Source organism: Candidatus Poriferisocius sp., assembly GCF_965219775.1.
In the GTDB taxonomy this organism is placed as follows: Bacteria; Actinomycetota; Acidimicrobiia; order Acidimicrobiales; family Bin134; genus Poriferisocius.
Genome location: NZ_OZ244793.1, coordinates 1,250,456 through 1,270,243 on the forward strand (window position 1 = coordinate 1,250,456; position 19,788 = coordinate 1,270,243).

Annotated in this window: 17 protein-coding genes and 1 tRNA gene; 8 read left to right on the forward strand and 10 right to left on the reverse strand. The window is 68.8% G+C overall.

Features of this window, described 5'->3' with window-relative positions; all coding sequences use genetic code 11:
• Positions 1-209 precede the first annotated feature (209 nt).
• Both ACOQPQ_RS05735 and ACOQPQ_RS05740 read left to right on the forward strand, forming a co-directional pair.
• Positions 210-497, forward strand: coding sequence for a hypothetical protein (locus ACOQPQ_RS05735; RefSeq protein WP_420638483.1), 288 nt, complete (start codon positions 210-212; stop codon positions 495-497).
• 99 nt (positions 498-596) lie between these two features.
• Positions 597-1,916, forward strand: coding sequence for a DUF222 domain-containing protein (locus tag ACOQPQ_RS05740; protein WP_420638484.1), 1,320 nt, complete (start codon positions 597-599; stop codon positions 1,914-1,916).
• A 76-nt stretch (positions 1,917-1,992) separates the two neighbouring features.
• Here ACOQPQ_RS05740 and ACOQPQ_RS05745 read toward each other — a convergent pair whose 3' ends face one another.
• Positions 1,993-2,835 (reverse strand): Mrp/NBP35 family ATP-binding protein, encoded by an 843-nt coding sequence (locus tag ACOQPQ_RS05745; protein WP_420638485.1) that lies wholly within the window; start codon positions 2,833-2,835, stop codon positions 1,993-1,995.
• A 109-nt stretch (positions 2,836-2,944) separates the two neighbouring features.
• Here ACOQPQ_RS05745 and ACOQPQ_RS05750 point away from each other — a divergent pair, with 109 nt between their 5' ends.
• Complete coding sequence (locus ACOQPQ_RS05750) at positions 2,945-4,087, forward strand: cysteine desulfurase family protein (protein ID WP_420638486.1); 1,143 nt, start codon at positions 2,945-2,947, stop codon at positions 4,085-4,087.
• Positions 4,088-4,096: 9 nt separating this feature from the next.
• Here ACOQPQ_RS05750 and ACOQPQ_RS05755 read toward each other — a convergent pair whose 3' ends face one another.
• The 7 genes from ACOQPQ_RS05755 to ACOQPQ_RS05785 form a co-directional block, all read right to left on the reverse strand.
• Positions 4,097-4,390, reverse strand: coding sequence for a DUF7124 domain-containing protein (locus tag ACOQPQ_RS05755; RefSeq protein WP_420638487.1), 294 nt, complete (start codon positions 4,388-4,390; stop codon positions 4,097-4,099).
• A 95-nt stretch (positions 4,391-4,485) separates the two neighbouring features.
• A tRNA-Gln gene (locus ACOQPQ_RS05760) sits at positions 4,486-4,557 on the reverse strand.
• A 59-nt stretch (positions 4,558-4,616) separates the two neighbouring features.
• Positions 4,617-5,969, reverse strand: coding sequence for a glutamate--tRNA ligase (locus ACOQPQ_RS05765; protein ID WP_420638488.1), 1,353 nt, complete (start codon positions 5,967-5,969; stop codon positions 4,617-4,619).
• Entirely contained in the window at positions 5,953-6,495 is a 543-nt protein-coding gene (locus tag ACOQPQ_RS05770; protein ID WP_420638489.1) for a hypothetical protein, read from the reverse strand. Before ACOQPQ_RS05770 ends, ACOQPQ_RS05765 begins: the two co-directional genes overlap by 17 nt.
• A 2-nt stretch (positions 6,496-6,497) precedes the next feature.
• Positions 6,498-8,225: a citramalate synthase gene (gene cimA, locus ACOQPQ_RS05775; RefSeq protein ID WP_420638490.1), complete on the reverse strand. Its 1,728-nt coding sequence runs from the start codon at positions 8,223-8,225 to the stop codon at positions 6,498-6,500.
• Positions 8,212-9,132 carry a branched-chain amino acid transaminase gene (locus ACOQPQ_RS05780; protein WP_420638491.1) on the reverse strand — a complete coding sequence of 307 codons (921 nt, stop codon included), beginning with the start codon at positions 9,130-9,132 and terminating at the stop codon, positions 8,212-8,214. Before ACOQPQ_RS05780 ends, cimA begins: the two co-directional genes overlap by 14 nt.
• A gap of 70 nt (positions 9,133-9,202) precedes the next feature.
• Positions 9,203-10,183 carry a 3-isopropylmalate dehydrogenase gene (locus ACOQPQ_RS05785; protein WP_420638492.1) on the reverse strand — a complete coding sequence of 327 codons (981 nt, stop codon included), beginning with the start codon at positions 10,181-10,183 and terminating at the stop codon, positions 9,203-9,205.
• Between the two features lie 56 nt (positions 10,184-10,239).
• On the opposite strand from ACOQPQ_RS05785, the gene greA reads away from it, so the two are divergent.
• The 5 genes from greA (at position 10,240) to ACOQPQ_RS05810 (ending at position 16,243) form a co-directional block, all read left to right on the forward strand.
• Positions 10,240-10,713, forward strand: coding sequence for a transcription elongation factor GreA (gene greA, locus ACOQPQ_RS05790; RefSeq protein WP_420638493.1), 474 nt, complete (start codon positions 10,240-10,242; stop codon positions 10,711-10,713).
• Between the two features lie 68 nt (positions 10,714-10,781).
• Positions 10,782-11,708: an alpha/beta fold hydrolase gene (locus ACOQPQ_RS05795; RefSeq protein ID WP_420638494.1), complete on the forward strand. Its 927-nt coding sequence runs from the start codon at positions 10,782-10,784 to the stop codon at positions 11,706-11,708.
• A 38-nt stretch (positions 11,709-11,746) separates the two neighbouring features.
• A complete protein-coding gene (gene leuC, locus ACOQPQ_RS05800; protein ID WP_420638495.1) occupies positions 11,747-13,147 on the forward strand; it encodes a 3-isopropylmalate dehydratase large subunit in 1,401 nt (466 codons plus the stop codon).
• A gap of 37 nt (positions 13,148-13,184) precedes the next feature.
• The gene (leuD, locus tag ACOQPQ_RS05805; protein WP_420638496.1) at positions 13,185-13,781 is read left to right on the forward strand and encodes a 3-isopropylmalate dehydratase small subunit; all 597 of its coding nucleotides are present in this window, start codon (positions 13,185-13,187) and stop codon (positions 13,779-13,781) included.
• Between the two features lie 122 nt (positions 13,782-13,903).
• Positions 13,904-16,243, forward strand: a complete 2,340-nt coding sequence (locus ACOQPQ_RS05810) for a beta-propeller domain-containing protein (protein WP_420638497.1) — start codon at positions 13,904-13,906, stop codon at positions 16,241-16,243.
• Between the two features lie 15 nt (positions 16,244-16,258).
• On the opposite strand, the gene leuA is transcribed toward ACOQPQ_RS05810, so the two are convergent.
• On the reverse strand, positions 16,259-17,989 hold the full coding sequence (gene leuA / locus ACOQPQ_RS05815; RefSeq protein ID WP_420638498.1) for a 2-isopropylmalate synthase: 1,731 nt from the start codon (positions 17,987-17,989) through the stop codon (positions 16,259-16,261).
• Positions 17,990-18,160: 171 nt separating this feature from the next.
• Entirely contained in the window at positions 18,161-19,741 is a 1,581-nt protein-coding gene (gene serA / locus ACOQPQ_RS05820) for a phosphoglycerate dehydrogenase (protein ID WP_420638499.1), read from the reverse strand.
• Positions 19,742-19,788: the final 47 nt, after the last annotated feature.

Sequence of the window (19,788 nt, forward strand, 5' to 3'; positions counted from 1 at the left end):
ACACGCGACACCACCACCCCCAGGGGCACCACCCGACGTGGCAACCCCAGCCCCCCGGTGCCCCGGCCCGCACTGCTGCCCGGGCTGTAAGCTTGATTCACCATACGACAGGGAGTTCCTACCGCACTGGAGATCATGTCCATGGCAAGGGGCTGCCTCAACCGGATGGGCAGCACCCACAGCAGAGATTCCCGGAGGCCCAGAATCCCATGGCGAACACTGCACCGGATGAACAAGAGATTGCAGACAGGAAGGCACAAATCAAGAAACTCTTTGAGCGACGCCTAGCGTGTAAGAGAGAACGGAGACGTTACATGATGTCCGTTCCTCCCGCTGCCGGAATCGGCGCGGCTGCTGGAAACTGCATCATTCAGTTCACGGAAATCACCCTGTACCTGTCATTTCCCATCATGTTCGCAATTATGTTGTCCCTGATGACTGCTGCCAACCACTGGGCAGCCAAGGGTGAGGAAGACTGCGACCTGCCCAAGTACTGAGCAGCCTATTGGATGCTCTGGCAAGACTTTTCTTCCAAAATCCCGCTTTTGCCCTAATTCTGGGGGGATGTTGTCACCCGCCCCGGTATACTTGCATGTATGGAGTTTGATTCTTCCAACGGCACAGTCTCGGGCACTTCTGCTGATCCGCCGGGCGGGGTGCAGGATGCGGTGGCGGCGATGGTGGCCGAGTTCGAGTTGCAGGATTATTCGGAGTTGGATGCCTCTGGGGTGATCAAGAGGGTGTTGGAAACCGACACGGTCCGCCGCCAGATCGAAGCGCACCAGGCCGGGTTGTTGGTCCGGCTAGGCGAACTCGCCGGTGATGAAACCGTGGAGGCGGTGTGCCAGCAGTTCGGTTTGGGTTCCCGCAAGGCCAAGCGTCAGGCGAAGACGGCCAAGGGGTTGCGGGCACTGCCCGATGTGTTGGATGCCGCAAGGGATGGGTTCATCACCATGGACCACGCCGAGTTGATCGCCGCCTCCCACGAACGCGCACCGTTGCGTGACGGTGACGGGTACGAGCTGGTCAAGCTGGCCCTGACCCAGTCGTTCGACCAGTTCCGCCGGTCGCTGGCCACCAGGGAGAACCAACGCATGGCCGCCGATGGGATGACCCGCACCGAACGCCAACACGCCCGCCGCACCGCCAGCGTGTTCGACGGGGACAACGACATGGTCATCGTCCACGCCGAACTCGACACCATCGCAGGCCAACGCGTCAAAACCGCCCTGTCGGCCATGAACACCCGCCTGCTCCACCACGACAGCCGAGTCGGCCAAGAACGGTCGTTCGAGCAACGCAACGCGGATGCCCTCGTCGCGCTGATCACCCAACAACCCGCAGGCAACCGCTCCGGCACCGACGGTGAGGCTTCCTACGGCACCAATTGCGGGCCGTTGCCGCAGAAGACGACGTTGGTGGTCACCGCCGAGTGGGATCCGATCTACGGGGTGCTCCAAGACGCCGAACTCATCGACGGGACCCCCATCGACATCGAAGAACTCCGCCGCCTCGCCTGCGACGCCGACATCATCCCCACCATCTTCGGCACCGACGCCCAACCCCTCTACCTCGGCCGCACCCAACGAGCCCCCAACCAGGCTCAGAGGATGGCCCTGTTCGCCCGGGACCAGGCCTGCGTCGACTGCGGCCTCGCCGCCCAAGCCTGCGACATCCACCACGTCCTCCCCTGGGAACACGGCGGCCCCACCAACATCGACAACCTCGTCCTCCTCTGCCCCACCTGCCACCGCAAAACCCACCGCAACCACCACCACGGTCCCCCCAAGTCCCACCGGCGCAACATCCCGCCGCGAACTCCGACCCCGGACCCCCTCCCGCTCCTGCTTCCCGAGCCGGCACCGGCCTGCCCCTCGTCTGCTGACCCCCTCTGGACCTGTCTCACCCCTCGCTGACACAGGGGGCCGACATCAGGCCCAGAACCCGAACCCGCGCCCAGCGGCCTGAGGTGGGTCTTGGCGTCTAAGCCAGCTAACTGATCTTGAGTTCGGGGCGGTAGATGCGGCGGGGTGGGGGGTTGTCCAGCAGGTGGGCGGCCATGGCGGCGAACACTTGTCCGGCCTCGGAGTCGGGAGCCACCGCGGCGATCGGCCGGCCTCCGTCGCCTCCCTCCCTCAGCGCGGGTACCAGTGGCACCTGCCCGATGAGGGGCACGTCCAGCCGGTCGGCCAGCTCCTGGCCTCCCCCGGCGCCGAACAGCTCGTACCGCTTGCCGTCGTCACCGGTGAACCAGCTCATGTTCTCGATCACGCCCCGCACGGTAAGGTTGACCTTTTCGGCCATGAACGCCGCCCGCTGGGCCACCCGCTGGGCCGCAGGCTGCGGCGTGGTCACCACGTACACCTCGGAGCGGGGCAGGAACTGGGCCAGCGAGATGGAGATGTCGCCGGTGCCGGGGGGGAGATCCACCAACAGGAAATCGGGGTCGTCCCACGACACGTCGGTGAGGAACTGCTCCAGCGCCTTGTGGAGCATGGGGCCCCGCCAGATCACCGCTTGGTCCTCTTCGGCGAAGAACCCCATGGAGATGCACCGCACCCCGTGGGCCTCCGGAGGCACGATCATCTCCCCCACCATCTGGGGTGACTGGTCGATACCCAGCATCTTGGGAACGGAGAACCCCCACACGTCGGCGTCGACCACTGCGGTGTTGTGCCCGGCGGCGGCCAGCGCAACCCCCAGGTTGACCGTGACCGACGACTTGCCCACCCCCCCCTTGCCGGAGGCGATCAACAGCACCCGGGTGGTGGAACTCGGATCGGTGAAGGGGATGGACCGGCCCGCCGAGGCGGGAGTGTCTCCTGCGGGGGCCATGCCGGTAGATTACGGCATCGACTCTCCCATTCCCGTGCCGTGAGCAGCCCCATCGACCCCGCCCCACCGGTACCGTGAACCGCACCGCCGACACCGGTGACCGAGTGCCGTGACCAGCCGCCACTACCTGGATCACTCCTCCACCTCCCCGCTTCGACCCGAGGCGTTGGCCGCCATGAACCGCTGGTGGGGCGACGGGCACGGCGACCCGTCCCGTATGCACACCGAGGCCCTGGCCGCCCGCTCAGAAATCGAGGAGGCCCGCAGCCAGGTGGCGCAATTCCTGGGCGCCCGGTCCCGTGAGGTGGTGTTCACCAGCGGGGCCACCGAGTCCATCGCCGCGGTGGTGCAGGGGGCGTCACGCCGGGGCCCCCACCAGGTGCTGAGCGCGGTGGAGCACTCGGCGGTCCGGCTCTCGGTGGCGCGGCTGGAGGCCCTCGGGCAACGGGCCACGGTGGTGGGGGTGGACGAAACCGGCCTGGTGGACCCCGACCGGATGGCCGCGGCCATCCAGGACGACACCGGCGTGGTGCACTGCCAGTGGGCCAACCACGAGGTGGGCACGGTGCAGCCGGTGGCCGAAGTGGTGGCCGCTTGTCGAGCACGATCCCCCGAGGTGCTGATCCACGTGGACGCGGCGGCCGCCTGCGGGCGGGTGCCGGTGAACTTTGCCGAGGTGGGGGCCGATCTGCTTTCGATCAGCGCCCACAAGTTCGGCGGTCCACCGGGCATCGGGGCGCTGTTGGTGCGACGGGGGCTGCGACTGGTGCCGCTGCTGGAGGGCGGGGACCAGGAACGGGCCCGCCGGGCCGGACTGGAGAACGGCCCGGCCATCGCCGGCTTGGCCGCGGCTTGTGCCGTGCTGGCCGAAGGCGGACTGGACGACGAGGCCCGCCGGGCCCAATCCCAGACCGATCGGCTCCGCGAGAGGGCCCTGAACCTGGACCGCGTGGTGAGCTACGGCCACCCCCAGCGACGGCTGCCCCACCTGGTGTGCGTGGGCATCGCCGACGTGGAACCCCAAGCGGTGCTGATCGGCCTGGATCGGGCCGGGGTGGCCGCCCATTCGGGTAGCTCGTGCGCCTCCGAAGGCCTGGAGCCGTCGCCGGTGCTGGAGGCCATGGGAGCCGACGCCCACCACTCGCTGCGCCTGTCGGTGGGATGGTCGACCAGCGACGACGACGTGGACGCCGCCGCGGCGGCCCTTGAAGCAGTGCTCGCCGATCTGCGGCGGTTGCGGGGGGCCGGCTAGGGGGTTGGGCTAACCCAGCCAGTCGAAGAAGTCGTCGCCCGCGATGGCCCCGGGGATGCCCTTGAGGTCGTCCACGTGGAGGAACTCGAACCCGGCCGCCTGGGCGAAGTGGCGGTCGACGTCGGTGTCACCGATGTGGACGTAGCGGGCGGCCTCGAATTGGTCGCGCACCTGGTCGAGGTTGTGTTTGCCGCCCACGAAGTCCATTTCGATGTCGTGGGTGTCCCACAGCCGCTGCTGATCGGAGCGCACCCGGTCGGAGCCGCTGCCAATGACCCATCCCCGGGCCTTGGCCTCGCGCACGGCCTCCAGCGAGATCGGCCCCGGCGGGTCGCCGCACTCCAGGGTGCCGTCGATGTCGAACGATATCAGGATGCCGGCAGGTTAGCGGTGTTCAGCTCGGGAGGGAGGACTCGAACCCCCAATATCGGGACCAGAACCCGGTGTGTTGCCAATTACACCACTCCCGAGAGCGGGGTCAGTGTACCCCCCGACCCGAAGCAGGCGACAACAGATTTGGGCGAAGGAGCTACAGCCGGGAACGGGCGGCCCGCAGGCGGCGCAGCACTTCCTCACGGCTCAGGTGCTGGACCATCGGCTCGAACAGCGGCGGCCCCACCGAGCGACCGGTGACCGCCACCCGCACCGGGGCCTGGGACTTGGACCGGTTGAGGCCGTGGGCCGCCCCGGCGGCGAACACGGCCTCCTTGACCGTCTCGGGATCCCACGGGCAGCTCCCCAGCGCGGCAATGACGTCGTCGAGCACGGCCGCCGACGCCTTGGCCCGAACCACAGACTTCTCCCACGACTGCTCATCGGTGGGCGGCTCGGCCAGGAAGATCCAGTCCACCTGGCGCTCGATGTCGGCCAGGGTGCGCAGCTTCTCCTGCACCAGGGGGGCCATGGCGGCCACCACCTCGGCCCGGTAGCGCTCGGGCGGCCACGGCACCTGGTCGGACTCCACAAACGGTGCCATTGCGGCCAGCAACTCGTCGGGGCCGAGATCCCGGATGTAGACGCCGTTGAAGTGCTCCAGCTTGACCAGGTCGAAGAACGCCGGGGCCCGGTTCACGTCCTCCAGGCGGAACTGGCCGATGATCTCGTCCATGGGCCGGATCTCCACCTCGTCGCGGGGCCCCCAGCCCAACAGGGCCAGGTAGTTGGCCATGGCCTCGGCCAGGTAGCCCCGTTGGCGGTAGCTCTCCAGGGACACGTCGTCGCGGCGCTTGGACAGTTTCTTGCGCTGCTCGTTCACCAACAGCGGCAGGTGGGCGTACACGGGCGGGGTGGCGCCCAGGGCCTCGGCCACCAGCACGGCCCGGGGGGTGCTCGACAGCAAGTCCTCCCCCCGGATGGCGTGGCTGATGGCCATGTCGGCGTCGTCCACCGCGTTGGCCAATACGAACGTGGGCGACCCGTCGGAGCGCCGGATCACGAAGTCGCCGAGCTGGTCGTGGTCGAAGGACACCTCGCCCCGGATCACGTCGGGGACGACCGTGGTGCCCGGTGGGGTGCGGAAGCGGACGGCCCAGCCGTCAGCCCAGGTGGTGCCGGGCACCTCGTTGTCGTCGGCGTCGCACAGGTAGGCCCGGCCGTCGGCCAAGAGCTGCTGTACCGCCTCATGGTGACGGCTCCGCCGCTCCGACTGGTAGTAGGGCCCCTCGTCGTAGTCGATGCCCAGCCACTCCAGGTACTCGAAGATGGCGTCGGTCAGCTCGGGGCGGTTGCGGCTCTCGTCGGTGTCCTCGATCCGCAGGATCATGGTCCCCCCGGTGGACCGGGCGAACAGCCAGTTGAACAGGGCGGTGCGGGCCGAGCCGACGTGGAGGTATCCGGTGGGCGACGGCGCGAACCGCACCCGCGGCTCAGCCGTGCTGCTCACCGGTGCTCGGGGCCGGCAGGGTGAGGTGGCCGTCGGCGCCAGCCGCTTCCACCTCGGCGGGCGACAGTCGCAGAACCGCCTCGGGCACCAGATCCACCAGGCGGCGCACCTCGCCGTAGTGGTGGGGATGGCCGACCCCGGCGAACAGCTCCCGGCGCCGGGCCACCTGGGCCTCGCCGGGGGTCGGGGACAGGAAGCCGAACAGCCGCAGGGCCACCTCCACGTCGGCGCTCACCGGCGCCCTCCCGAAGGCCGCCGCCCGCTTGAGGGCCACGGCCACGCACCCGGCAAGGGCATCCTCGGCGTGTTCCCCGGGAGCCAGCGCCAGCCGGTCCTCGAATCGGCGGGCCAGCCGCAGGGCGTAGCCCTGATCGGGGCCGGGCACGCCCAAGCCGGATCCTTCCGGTTGGCCCCCGGCCAGTTCCCCCGGCCGGTCGGCCATCCACGGCTGGGGCCGCCGGGGCGGTGAGACGTAGTACCGGTCGGCGGTTGCGGTGTCGGCGGGCACGTAGTCGGGAGCGGCCATCGCTACGTCGCCTCCTTTGGGGCAGTTGCCCCCTTGCTGTTGGCCGCGTCATTGCTGTGGAGAAGCCCGTAGACCAGGCTGTCCACCAGGGCCTGCCAACTGGCCTCCACGATGTTGGTGGACACCCCGATGGTGGTCCACACCCGGTCGCCGTTGGTGGAGTCGATGATCACCCGGGTGACCGCACCGGTGCCCGCCGAGGTGTCCAACACCCGCACTTTGTAGTCGATGAGCGAGATGGACCGGAAGGCCGGGTAGCGGTCGCCCACCGCCAACATCAGGGCGGCGTGCAGGGCGTTGATCGGGCCGTTGCCCTCGCCGGTGGCCACGATGCGCTCGCCGCTCATGTGGATCTTCACCGTGGCCTCGGTGTCCATATCCACCGCCACCTCGTTCCAGGCCCGGGCCCCGGTGCCCGACCGGTGCTCGGTGGACACCTTGAACGACTCCAACTCGAAGTAGGGCTGCGTCCACCCCGAGGCCCCCCGCATCAGCAGCTCCAGCGACGCGTCGGCCACCTCGAAGTGGTAGCCCGCGTGCTCCAGCTTCTTCAGGGTGTCCACGATCTCGCCCACCGCCTTGCCGTCGAGTTCCAGACCGAGCTGCTGCGCTTTCAGCTCCACGGTGGCCCGCCCGGCCATCTCCGACACCACGAACCGGGTGCCGTTGCCCACCGCGGCCGGATTGATGTGCTCGTAGGCGTCGGGGCGGCGGGCGATGGCGCTGGTGTGCAGGCCCGCCTTGTGGGCGAACGCCGACGACCCCACGTAGGGCTGTTGGGGATCGGGGGTGAAGTTCACCAGCTCGGCCACGTGGTGTGACACCGCGGTGAGCCGCTCCAGCCGGTCGGCGGGCACGGTCTGCACCCCCATCTTCAGGCTGAGGTTGGCGATGATGGGCACCAGGTTGCAGTTGCCGGTGCGCTCGCCGTAGCCGTTGATCGTGCCCTGCACCTGGGTGGCCCCGGCCCGCACCCCGGCCAGGGCGTTGGCCACCCCGCAGCCGGTGTCGTCGTGGAGATGAACCCCCACCGGGGTGTCCAGGTAGTCCACCACCGCGCCCACCACGCGCTCCACCCGGGTTGGCAGAGAGCCGCCGTTGGTGTCGCACAACACCAGGCGATCGGCGCCCGCCACGGCGGCGGCCTCCAGCACGGCCAGGCTGAAGTCCGGGTTGTTCTCGTAGCCGTCGAAGAAGTGTTCGGCGTCGAAGAACACCGCCATTCCGTGTTCCTTCAGGAAGCGCACCGAGTCGGCCACCATGGCCACCCCCTCGTCGAGGGTGGTGCGCAGGGCCTCCAGCACGTGGTAGTCCCAGCACTTGCCCACGATGCAGGCCACCTGGGCGCCGGAGGCCACCAGGTTGGCCAGCGTGCGGTCTTCGTCGCTACGCCCCTTGGCCCGCCGGGTGGAGCCGAAGGCCACCAGGGTGCTGGTCTCCAGGGCCAACTCCGCTTGGGCCCGGTCGAAGAACTCGTCGTCTTTGGGATTGGAACCGGGCCAGCCGCCTTCGATGTAGTGGACGCCGAGCAGATCGAGCTGGCGGGCGATGCGGAGCTTGTCCTCCACGGTGAGGGAGATGCCCTCGAGCTGGCTCCCGTCGCGCAGCGTGGTGTCGTATATCTCCACCGCCGCCGGCAGCGGCCGCCCGGACACCCCCGGTAGCGCACCCGAACCTGAAGGCGAGGCCCCCGATACCGGACCCGAGGCCCCCGCGTCAGCGGTCGACATGCTCGTTCCAGTGGCGGTACTGGGCCTGACGACCCCGCACCGCGTCGGCAAAGACCTCCTGGATCTTGCGGGTGATCGGGCCGGGATCGCCGATCTCGCGGTCGTCCACCGACCGGATGGGCACCACCTCGGCGGCGGTGCCCGACAAGAAGGCCTCGTCGGCCAGATACAGATCGCTGCGCAACAGGTTGTCGGCCACGTAGGGAATGCCCAGATCGCCGGCCATGGTGCGGATGGCGTCCTGGGTGATGCCCTCCAGGGCCCCCACCGAGGTGGGCGGGGTGACGATGGTGCCGTCGCGCACCACGAACAGGTTCTCCCCGGTGCACTCGCTCACGAAGCCCTGGGGCGACAGCAGCACCGCCTCGTCGTAGCCGGCCTTCACCGCCTGCACCTTGGCCATCTGGCTGTTGATGTAGTGGCCGCACCCCTTGGCCGCGGTGGGCATGGCGTTGGGGTCGTGACGCTGCCAGGAGCTGACCATGAGGCGCACCCCGTTGGCGATCCCCTCGTCGCCCAGATAGGCGCCCCACGGCCACACGGCGATGGCCACGTTCACCGAGCACGGCAGGGGGTTCAGCCCCATCTCGCCGTAGCCCAGATAGGCAAGTGGACGGATGTAACAGCTCTGCAGCCCGTTGACCAGCACGGTCTGCTTGGTGGCGTCCACCAGCTCTTCCACGGTGTAGGGGATGTCGATCTGCAGAATCTTGGCGCTGGCGAACAGACGACGAATGTGGGGGGTGAGCCGGAACACGGCCGGCCCCTCGTCGGTCTCGTAGGCCCGGATGCCCTCGAACACACCGTTGCCGTAGTGGAGCGTGTGGGTGAGCACGTGCACGGTGGCGTCGGCCCAGTCCACCAGCTCGCCGTCCATCCACACTTTTTCGCTGGCTTCGATCGGCATGGTCCTCAGTTCCTTTCTGGGGCGGCGGCCTTGTTGGCTGCCTTGTCGGCGGCCTCGGTCCGGCCGGGGGTCACACCCGCTCGGCGATGGCGTCGCCGATTTCGGTGGTGGTGCCCGTCTGTGTTGTGGGATCGCCGCAGGCGGCCCGAATCCGGCGGGCGGCATCGGTGTCGCCCAGGAAGTCGACCATCATGGCGGCGGACAGGATGGCAGCGGTGGGATTGGCCCGGCCGGTCCCCACGATATCGGGGGCCGAGCCGTGGACCGGCTCGAACATCGACGGTCCGGTGCGGTCGGGGTTCAGATTGGCCGAGGCGGCCAGCCCGATCCCGCCGGAAACGGCCCCGGCCAGATCGGTGAGGATGTCGCCGAACAGGTTGTCGGTCACGATCACGTCGTAGCTCTTGGGGTCCTCCACCAGGTAGATGCAGGCGGCGTCAACGTGGTTGTAGGCGGTGGCCACATCGGGGTACTCCTCGGCCACCTCGAGAAAAGTCCGCTCCCACAGGTCGCCGGAGAAGGTGAGCACGTTTGTCTTGTGGACCAGGGTGAGGTGGCGCCCCGGACGGCTGCGGGCCAGCTCGAAGGCGTAGCGAACGCAGCGCTCCACCCCGAAACGGGTGTTCACCGACCCCTGGGTGGCCACTTCGGCCGGGGTGTGCCGCCGTAGGAAACCGCCCTCGCCCGCGTAGGTGCCCTCGGTGTTCTCCCGGATCACCTCGAACTCGAAGCCTCCGTCGGGGGACCGGAACGGCCGGCGGTTCACGTAGAGGTCCAGCTCGAACCGCATGCGCAGCAGCAGGCCCCGCTCGATCACCCCGGGAGGTACATCGGGCGTGCCCACCGCCCCCACGTAGAGGGCATCCAGGCCCCGCCACTCCTCCAGGATCTCGTCGGTCAGCACCGTACCGTCCTTGAGGTAGCGGGCTCCCCCGAGGTCGTAGGCCACGGTGTCGAACTCCACGCCGGCCGCGTTCAGCACCTTCAGGCCCTCGGCCACCACCTCGGGACCGATGCCGTCACCGCCGACAACTCCAATGACGTGGGACATGGCCCTTCAGGATACGAATACCGCGGTACCGAATGCGAACACTAAAATGGCCCGTTATGCCGGAAATCCACGAGTTGTCCCAAACGGCATACGACCGCCTGCGGTCGGAATTCGAGCAGCTCACCACCGTGGGACGGGTGGACATCGCCCGCAAGATCGAGGCGGCCCGGGAGCTGGGCGACCTGAGCGAGAACGGCGACTACCACGCGGCCAAGGACGAACAGGGCAAGATGGAGACCCGCATCGCCCAACTGAGCGCCCTGTTGAACAACAGTCGCATCGTGGAAGCGGGCGACGGCACCCGCGTGGCCGTGGGCACGGTGGTCACCGTGGCCCACGACGGCGACCCCGACGACGTAGAGACCTATCTCGTGGGTTCCATCGAGGAACGACACGACGGGCTCGACGTGATCTCCCCCGCCTCGCCCATGGGGGCGGCCATCATGGGGGCCAAGGTCGGCGAGACCCGGTCCTTCGAGAGCCCCGCCGGTGGCTCCCTTTCCGTGCAGATCGTGTCCCTTGAGCAGTAGACCCAAACGGCAACCAACACCCCGAAGGGAGACTCCCCTCCGGGGAAATCCCGAAGGGAGCATCCGGCGTGAGCAGTAGCGGCGCACCGGTCGGGCCGAGCCTGCCGTCGGGTGAGTTCATCGAGTTGCCCGACCGGGGTTCGGTGTTCGTCCGCCGCCTGGCCGGTCCGCCGGGCTCGCCCACGGTGGTCCTGCTCCACGGCTGGACGGTGACCGCCGATCTCAACTGGTACCCGGCCTTTGCGCCATTGGCCCGCCGGGCCTCGGTGGTGGCCTTCGATCACCGGGGCCACGGCCTGGGCTTGCCCACCCGCCGATTCCGCATGAGCGACTGCGCCGACGACGTGCTGGCCGTGACCGAGGCCCTCGGCATCGACCGCTTCGTGATCGCGGGCTACTCCATGGGGGGCGCCATCGCCCAGTTGACCGCCCGGGCCGCCCCCGACCGGGTGACCGGCCTGATCCTGGGGGCCACCTCCACCAGCTTCCGGGGTCGGGGCTTTCGGGCCGTGCGCTTCTCCCTGCTCCCGCTGATCGCGGCGGGCGCCCGGTTGACCCCGGCCAAGCTGCGGCTCTGGGGCTGGGAGCACACCGTGTTCAACGTGATCGGCACCAACATCAGCCGATGGGCCCAAGCCGAGGTGTTGAAGGGCAACCCCCAGGCCATCCTGGACGCGGGCACCGAGCTGTTCAACTTCAACTCGTCGGGCTGGATCGCCGAGTTGCCCATGCCCATCGCCCAGATCCGCACGGTGGGCGACAACGTGGTGCCCGACTATCTCCAGCAGGCGCTGACCGACGCCGTCGGCGACATCAGCGTGTTCTCCTATGCCGGGGGCCACGCCTCGGTGGTCACCGATTTCGACAGCTTCTGGGGCTGCATGAGCCAGGCCCTCGACGCCGTGGGGGTGACCGAGCCACCGCCGGTCCCCAACGACCCGCCGACCCCCGGTGGTGTCGCCCTCGACCCCTCCCCCCCGGCCACCAACCGGTAGCCTCGGACCCCGCACCCCCACCCGACATCGGAGCACCCATGGGCCGAACCCTCAGCGAGAAGGTCTGGGAACGACACGTCGTCCAGCGGGCCGACGGCGAGCCCGACCTGTTGTACATCGATTTGCACCTCATACACGAGGTGACCTCGCCGCAGGCCTTCGACGGGCTGCGCATGAGCGGCCGTGCCGTGCGGCGACCCGACCTGACGGTGGCCACCGAGGATCACAACGTCCCCACCGCCGACATCACCTGGCCCATCGCCGACCCCGTGTCCCATCAGCAGGTGGAGACGCTGCGGGCCAACTGCGACGAGTTCGGCATCACCCTGTATCCGATGGGCCACCCCGGCCAGGGGATCGTGCACGTGATCGGGCCGGAGATGGGCCTGACCCAGCCGGGCATGACCATCGTCTGCGGCGACAGCCACACCTCCACCCACGGCGCCTTCGGGGCGCTGGCCTTCGGCATCGGCACCAGCGAGGTGGAGCACGTGCTGGCCACCCAGACCCTGCCCCAGCAACGGCCCGAGACCATGGCGGTGACCGTGGACGGCACGCTGCCGCCAGCCTGCACGGCCAAGGACGTGATCTTGGCCATCATCCGCCGCATCGGCACCGGTGGGGGCATCGGCTCGGTGATCGAGTACCGGGGTTCGGCCATCCGGTCGTTGTCGATGGAAGGGCGCATGACGGTGTGCAACATGTCCATCGAGGCGGGCGCCCGGGCCGGGATGATCGCCCCCGACAACACCACCTTCGACTACCTGGAGCGGCGACCCGGGGCGCCCACGGGGTCGGCGTGGGAGGCCGCCCTGGACGATTGGCGCAGCCTGCCCACCGACGACGACGCCGCCTTCGACCGAGAGGTCCGCATCGACGGGTCGGAACTGGTGCCCCACATCTCCTGGGGCACGAACCCTGCTCAGGTCGCCCCCATCACCGATCCCGTGCCCGATCCCGACAGCCTGGCCGACAGCAGCGGGCGGGAGGCGGCCGCTCGGGCCCTCGACTACATGGGACTCACGCCGGGCACCCCGCTCAAGGAGATCCCGGTGGACACCGTGTTCATCGGCTCCTGCACCAACAGCCGCATCGAGGACCTGCGGGTGGCCGCCTCCGTGGTGGAGGGCCGCCGGGTGCGCGCCGGTGTGCGCACCTTCGTGGTCCCCGGCTCCGGGGCGGTCAAGGCCCAGGCCGAGGCCGAGGGTCTGGACCAGGTGTTCAAGGCCGCCGGGTTCGATTGGCGGGAGCCGGGCTGTTCGATGTGCCTGGCCATGAACCCCGACAAGCTGGCACCGGGCGAGCGGTGCGCCAGCACCTCCAACCGGAACTTCGAGGGGCGCCAGGGCAAGGGGGGCCGCACCCACCTGGTGTCGCCCGCAGTGGCCGCCGCCACCGCGGTGGCCGGCACCTTCGCCACCCCCGAGGATCTGTCGTGAAGCCGGTTCGCATCATCACCGCCCCCGAGGACCTGTCGTGAAGCCGGTTCGCATCATCACCGCCCCCGCGTTGCCCTTGGACCGCAGCGACGTGGATACCGACCAGATCATCCCCAGCGACTGGCTCAAGCGAGTGGAGCGCACCGGCTTCGAGCAGGGGCTGTTCTCGGAGTGGCGAGAAGACCCCGGCTTCGTGCTGAACGATTCCCGCTTCGCCGAGGCCCGCATCCTGGTGGCCGGGCCCAACTTCGGCACCGGCTCCTCCCGGGAGCACGCGGTGTGGGCCATTCAGCAGTACGGCTTCGAGGCGGTGATCTCACCCCGATTCGGCGACATTTTCCGCAACAACTCGGCCAAGAACGGCCTGGTTCCCGTACAGGTGGACGAGGAAGTGGCCCGGTCCCTGTTGGACGCGGTCACCGGCGACCCGTCGGTGGAGATCACGGTGGACGTGGAGCACCTCACCGTGTCGGCGCCCGCCATCGGCCTGCGCGCGGGCTTTCCGTTGGACGGGGCCGTGCAGCACCGGCTGTTGGAGGGCCTCGACGACATCGGTCTCACCCTGCGGCACACCGACGCCATTGACGTCTTCGAGGCCGCTCGCCCCACCTGGATGCCCTCGCTGGCCGGCTGACCAAGGGGCCGGTCGAACAGCACCGTAGCCGTCACCCACCCGGAGTAGGGTGGAATCATGAAAACTCCCCCGGGCCGGGAACCAGCCGCTATCGCCCCGTCGTCATAGGGAGCATGTCGAAGATGACAATGACCTGGTCCCGAACCCTTTCCGTGCTGGTTGCCCCGGTGCTCGCCTTGGCCCTGTTGGCCGGGGCCTGTTCCTCGGACGGCGGCGACTCCCCCGGCATCACCGGGGGCACGGCCCAGCCGACAACCGGAGCGACAACCGGCTCCGGCGACGGGCCGGACGAACCCACCGTGGTACTGGACGACCTGGAGCTGCTGTCGGCGCTGCGGAGCTTCGAGGATTGCGCGGCCCTGCTGGACTACCTGCGGGCCGAGACCGTGAGTCGCGTCGGTCCCTATGGTTTGGACGACGGCCCCTACTTCGGCATCGAGCCGTTTGCGCGGGAGGAAATGGCGGTGGAATTCTCCGCCGATGACTCGGCGGCGGCTCCGGCGGCGGCACCCGCCCCGCAGCCGGCCGACACCGCCACCTCCAGCTCCGGCGGTGACGGGGGCGGGTTCTCGAGCACCAACGTGCAGGTGGTGGGGGTGGACGAGCCGGACATCGTCAAGACCGACGGGAACCGCATCCTGGCCGTGGCCCAGGGCCACCTGCATTACGTGGACGTTTCCGGCGACCAGCCCCGGTACATCGGCCGCGTCAGCCTGGTGTCGGAGTCGGGCTCGAACTGGGGCCAGGAGATCTTCGTTCGAGGCGACCGGGCCATCGTGTTCTCCACCGAGTTCACCAACGGGCTGACGCCGGTGGCCGATAGCGACCTGGTCGGCGATCAGGTCACCCCCCGGGACGTGATGTTCGGGGGCAGCCAAGTGTCGTTGGTCCAGGAGGTGGACTTGTCGAACCCGGCCGCCATGGAGGTGGTGGCCGAACTCCGGGTGGAGGGCCAGTACCTGAGTGCCCGCTCGGTGGGCGACGTGGTGTGGATGTCGATGACCAGCTACCCGTTGCAGTTCCAATTCGTGTACCCCTCCGGCCCGTCCGCCGAGGACGTGGCCGAGCAGGCCAACAAGGACATCGCCGCTTCGGCCGAGTTGGGGGCGTGGCTTCCGGCCTATCGCTTCGACGGGCCCGACGGCACCCGAGCGGGCCTGCTCCCGGAGTGCGAGCAGCTCTACACCCCCCAGGAGTTCTCCGGATTCACCACGCTGTCGGTGCTGAGCTTCAGCCTGGCCGAACCGCTCGGCACCGGCGACGCCGCCTCGGTGCTGGCCGACGGGAACACCCTCTACGGCTCCGGGCAGTCGCTGTACCTGGCCAGCAGCACCCCGGTGTGGTCCGAACCGGAGGTCATCGACTCCGGCCAAGCCACCTCCGTCATCGCCCCGCAACCGCAGGAGTGGACGACCGTCGTCCACAAGTTCTCGGTGTCGGCCGACGGCCCGGCCCGCTACGAGGCCACGGGCACGGTGGACGGGCAACTGCTCAATCAGTTCTCCATGGACGAGCACAACGGCTACTTCCGGGTGGCCACCACCCTGGGCGGGCTGTGGAACGACGAGGACTCCGAGAGCCAGGTGGTGGTGCTCGAACAGCAGGGCCGCCGGCTCACCGAGGTGGGCAGCGTCGGCAACCTGGGACTGGGCGAGAGGATCTACTCGGTCCGCTACGCGGGCGACATCGGCTACGTGGTGACCTTCCGCCAGGTCGATCCGCTCTACGTGCTGGATCTGTCCGATCCCACCGCCCCCTCGGTGGCGGGCGAGTTGAAGATTCCCGGCTTCTCCACCTATCTGCACCCCCTGGGCGACGGCCTGTTGCTGGGCGTGGGCCAGGACGCCGACGACACCGGGCGCACGCGGGGAGCCAAGGTCTCGCTGTTCGACGTGAGCGACCCGTCGGCGCCTTCCGAGTTGGACGTGATCGTCTTCCCCGGCGGCCACAGCGAAGCCGAGTGGGATCACCGGGCCTTTCTGCACTGGGCTCCCGAGGAGATGGTGGCCATCCCCCTCACCCGGTACGACTACGACGGCGGCGAGCAGTTCTTCGGGGCGGTGGCCCTGCGGGTGAACCGCGACGGGGTGGCCGAGATCGGGCGGGTGTCACACCGGGAACAGCAGGTGGAATTCCCCGGCTGTCGCCCGGTGGAGAACACCCAAGCGGTCCGGTCCTTCATCGGCGGCGACAACCTGGTCCGCATCTGCCCCCTGGACGCCCCCGACCGCGTGGGCAACCAGGAATGCGAGCCCATCAAGCCCGAATGGGTCCGGGAGGAAGCCCCGGAAATCGACATCGACGACGACGAGAAGCTGCTCGTGTGCTGGGTGTGGACCCCGCCCATCCAGCGCCTGCTGGTGATCGGCGACACGCTGTGGACCATGTCGGAACACGCCCTGCAGGCCAACCAGCTCGACGGCTTCGCCTACGTCAATCAGTTCTCCCTCACCGAAGGCTGAGCGACCCCCTCGCCCTCAACCGAGGCCGGCACAGGCCCGGTTGAGGGCGCTCACGATGGCCCGCATGGACGCGGTGGTGATGTCGGTGTGGATGCCGCAGCCCCACAGCTCCCGGCCGTCCACCAACAGCTCGATGTAGGCCACAGCCTCGGCGTCGGTACCCCCGCCCCGGGCGTGCTCGCGGTAGTCCACCACCTTGATCGGATGGTCGATGATCTCGTTGAGCCCGCTCACGAAGGCGTCCAGGGAGCCGGCGCCCTCGCCGTGGACCACCACCTGCTCGGCCCCGCAGGTGAGCCGGGCGGTGACCACGGTGCGATCGGCCCCCCGGGCGTTCTGGGCCGACTCGTAGCCGTTCAGCCGGTAGGGCTCGTCCAAATCCAGGTACTCGGTGGCGAACTCGCTGTAGATCTGGTCGGCGGTGACCTCCTCGCCGGTGTCCTCGGCGATCTGCTGGATCACCCGGCTGAACTCGATCTGCATCCGCCGGGGCAGGTCGAGTTGCACCTCGGTCTGGAGCAGATACGACACCCCTCCCTTGCCCGACTGGCTGTTCACCCGCACCACGTCCTGGTAGGTGCGTCCCACGTCCTTGGGGTCGATGGGGATGTAGGGCACCTCGAACAGCGTCTGGCCGGTGCGCTCCATGGCCTCGAAGCCCTTCTTGATGGCGTCCTGGTGCGACCCGGAAAAGGCGGTGTACACCAGATCGCCCACGTAGGGATGACGCGGGTGGATGGGGAGCTGATTGCAGTCCTCGGCCACCCGGCGCAGCCCGTTGATGTCGGAGATGTCCAGCTCGGGGTCCACGCCCTGGCTGAACAGGTTCATGGCCAGGTTGACCACGTCGACGTTGCCGGTGCGCTCCCCGTTGCCGAACAGGGTGCCCTCCACCCGGTCGGCCCCGGCCATGAGCCCGAACTCGGCGGCGGCCACCGCCGTCCCCCGGTCGTTGTGGGGGTGCAGGCTCAACACGATGCGCTCCCGACGGTCCAGGTTCCGGTGCATCCACTCGATCATGTCGCCGTAGATGTTGGCGGTGGACATTTCCACTGTTGCGGGCAGATTGATGATGACCGGTTTGTCGTGGCCGTCGGCCAGGATCTCGGTGACCTCGTCGCACACCCGCTTGGCGAACGGCAGCTCGGTGCCGGTGAACGACTCGGGCGAGTACTCGTAGAACACCTCGGTGTGGGGCACCTGCGACTCCAGATCCCGACACCAACGCGAGGCCCGGGTGGCGATCTCGGCGATGCCGTCCATGTCCAAGCCGAACACCACCCGCCGCTGGACGGTGGAGGTGGAGTTGTACAGGTGCACGATGGCGTCGGCGGCCCCGTCGATGGCCTCATAGGTGCGTTCGATCAGCTCCTGGCGGGCCTGGGTGAGCACCTGGATGCGGACGTCGGCGGGAATGGCCTTCTGCTCGATGATCTCCCGCACGAACCGGAAGTCGGTGTCCGAGGCCGAGGGGAAACCCACCTCGATCTCCTTGAACCCGGCCTCCACCAGGGCGGTGAACATCTTCCACTTCCGGTCGGGGCTCATGGGCTCGATCAGGGCCTGGTTGCCGTCTCGCAGGTCCACCGAGCACCAGCGGGGTGCGGTGGTGAGCACGGCGTCGGGCCACGACCGGTCGGCCAGTCCGATCGGCTCGAACGGCTGGTACTTGTGGATCGGCATGCCGGAGGGCTGCTGGGGGGGCGATGAGGTTGTCACGGGATTGACCATTTCGGGTTGGCTCATGAAAAAACCCCCTGCCCGAAGGGACCAGGGGGTTGGGACGAGCACCTGAGGTGCTCGCCCTACAAGAGCAGCAGGCTGGTGTGGATGCGGCTCACGGGCCACAGTGTACGCCGGGGTTCCGGTGCTTTCAACACGGTATGGCTGCCCATGGCCGCCCGGAGGCCCGCCCGCTTACACCGAGGCCGGGGACAGTCCCAGGTAGCGGGCCGCCACCACGCCGTCGATGGCCACCAGGGCGTCGGCCACCTCCCGGGGCACCGGCTGACAGGTGGCGATCACCATCGACGCCCCCTCCCCCGTGGACGACTGGCCCACGCTCATGTCGTCGATGTTGATCCCGGCGTCGCCCAACAGCGTGCCGATCGCGCCGATCACTCCCGGTCGGTTCTCGTTGGACAGCAGGATCATGTGCTGGGCGGGCGGCATGTGGAGGCTGTGGCCGTCGGCCAGCAACAGCACCGGCTCGTGGCGGGGGCCCCGCAGACCGCCGCCCAGGCTGTGGCCCCCACCGCTCAGCATGAGCAGGTTCACGTGGTCCACGGCGGTGGGACTGCTGATGGCCCGCACGTCCATGCCCCGTTCGTGGGCCATGGTCAGCGCGTTCACGTAGCTCACCGGCATGTCCGACACCGCGGTCAACATGCCCTTCACCGCCGACATCACCGCCACCGTGTTGTCGGCCAGGCCGATTTCGCCCTGCAACTCCACCTCGAGCACCTCGGGCAGCCTCTCGCAGAGCGTGCCGAACAGGTGCCCGATCTGTTCGGCCAGCGGCAGGTAGGGGCGCAGCACCTCGCTCACTCCCTTGGCGGCCACGTTCACCGCGGCGGGCACGAACTCCCCGGCCAGGGCCAACAGCACCTGCTCGGCGATGGCCTCGCCTGCTTTGTGCTGGGCCTCGTGGGTGCTGGCCCCCAAGTGGGGGGTGACCACCACCGAGTCCAACTCGAACAACGGCGACTCGGTGGTCGGCTCGGCGGTGAACACGTCCACGGCCGCGCCCGCGATGCGTCCGGTGGCCACCGCTTCGGCCAGGTCGGCCTCGTCCACGATCCCGCCCCGGGCCACGTTGATGACCCGCAGGCCCGGCTTGGCCCCGGCCAACAGGTCGGCGTTGATCAGGCCGACGGTCTCGGGGGTGCGGGCCACGTGGACGGTGATGAAGTCGGCTTCGGCCACCAGTTCGGGCAGCTCTTTGATCTCCACCCCGATCTGGAAGGCCAGCTCGTCGGACACGTAGGGGTCGCTGGCCACCACCCGCATCCCGAAGGCACCGGCCCGCTCGGCCACCAGCCGTCCGATGCGACCCAGCCCGATGATGCCCAGGGTCTTGCCGCTCAGCTCGACCCCCTCCCACCGGGAGCGCTCCCACCGACCGGCGATCAAGGCGGCATGGGCCTGGGGCACGTTGCGGGCCTGCGACAACAACAGGGCCATGGTGTGCTCGGCGGCCGACTGGATGTTCGACTGGGTGTCGTTCACCACCAGCACGCCCTGATGGGTGGCCGCGTCCAGGTCCACGTTGTCGAGGCCCACCCCGGCCCGGCCCACGATGACCAGCTCGGGCGCGGCCTCGATCACCTCGGCGGTGACCTGGGTGGCCGACCGGATGATCAGGGCGTGTACCCCGGCCACCGCCTCCAGGAGTTCCTCGGGAGAAAGCCCTTGGCGAACCTCCACGTCATGGCCTGCGTCCCGCAGCCGGTCCAAACCGCTGTCGGCGATCTTCTCCGCAACCAATACCCGAGCCATCGCCGTCCACGATAGCCACTCGGCCACCGGCCACGGCACCGACCGGC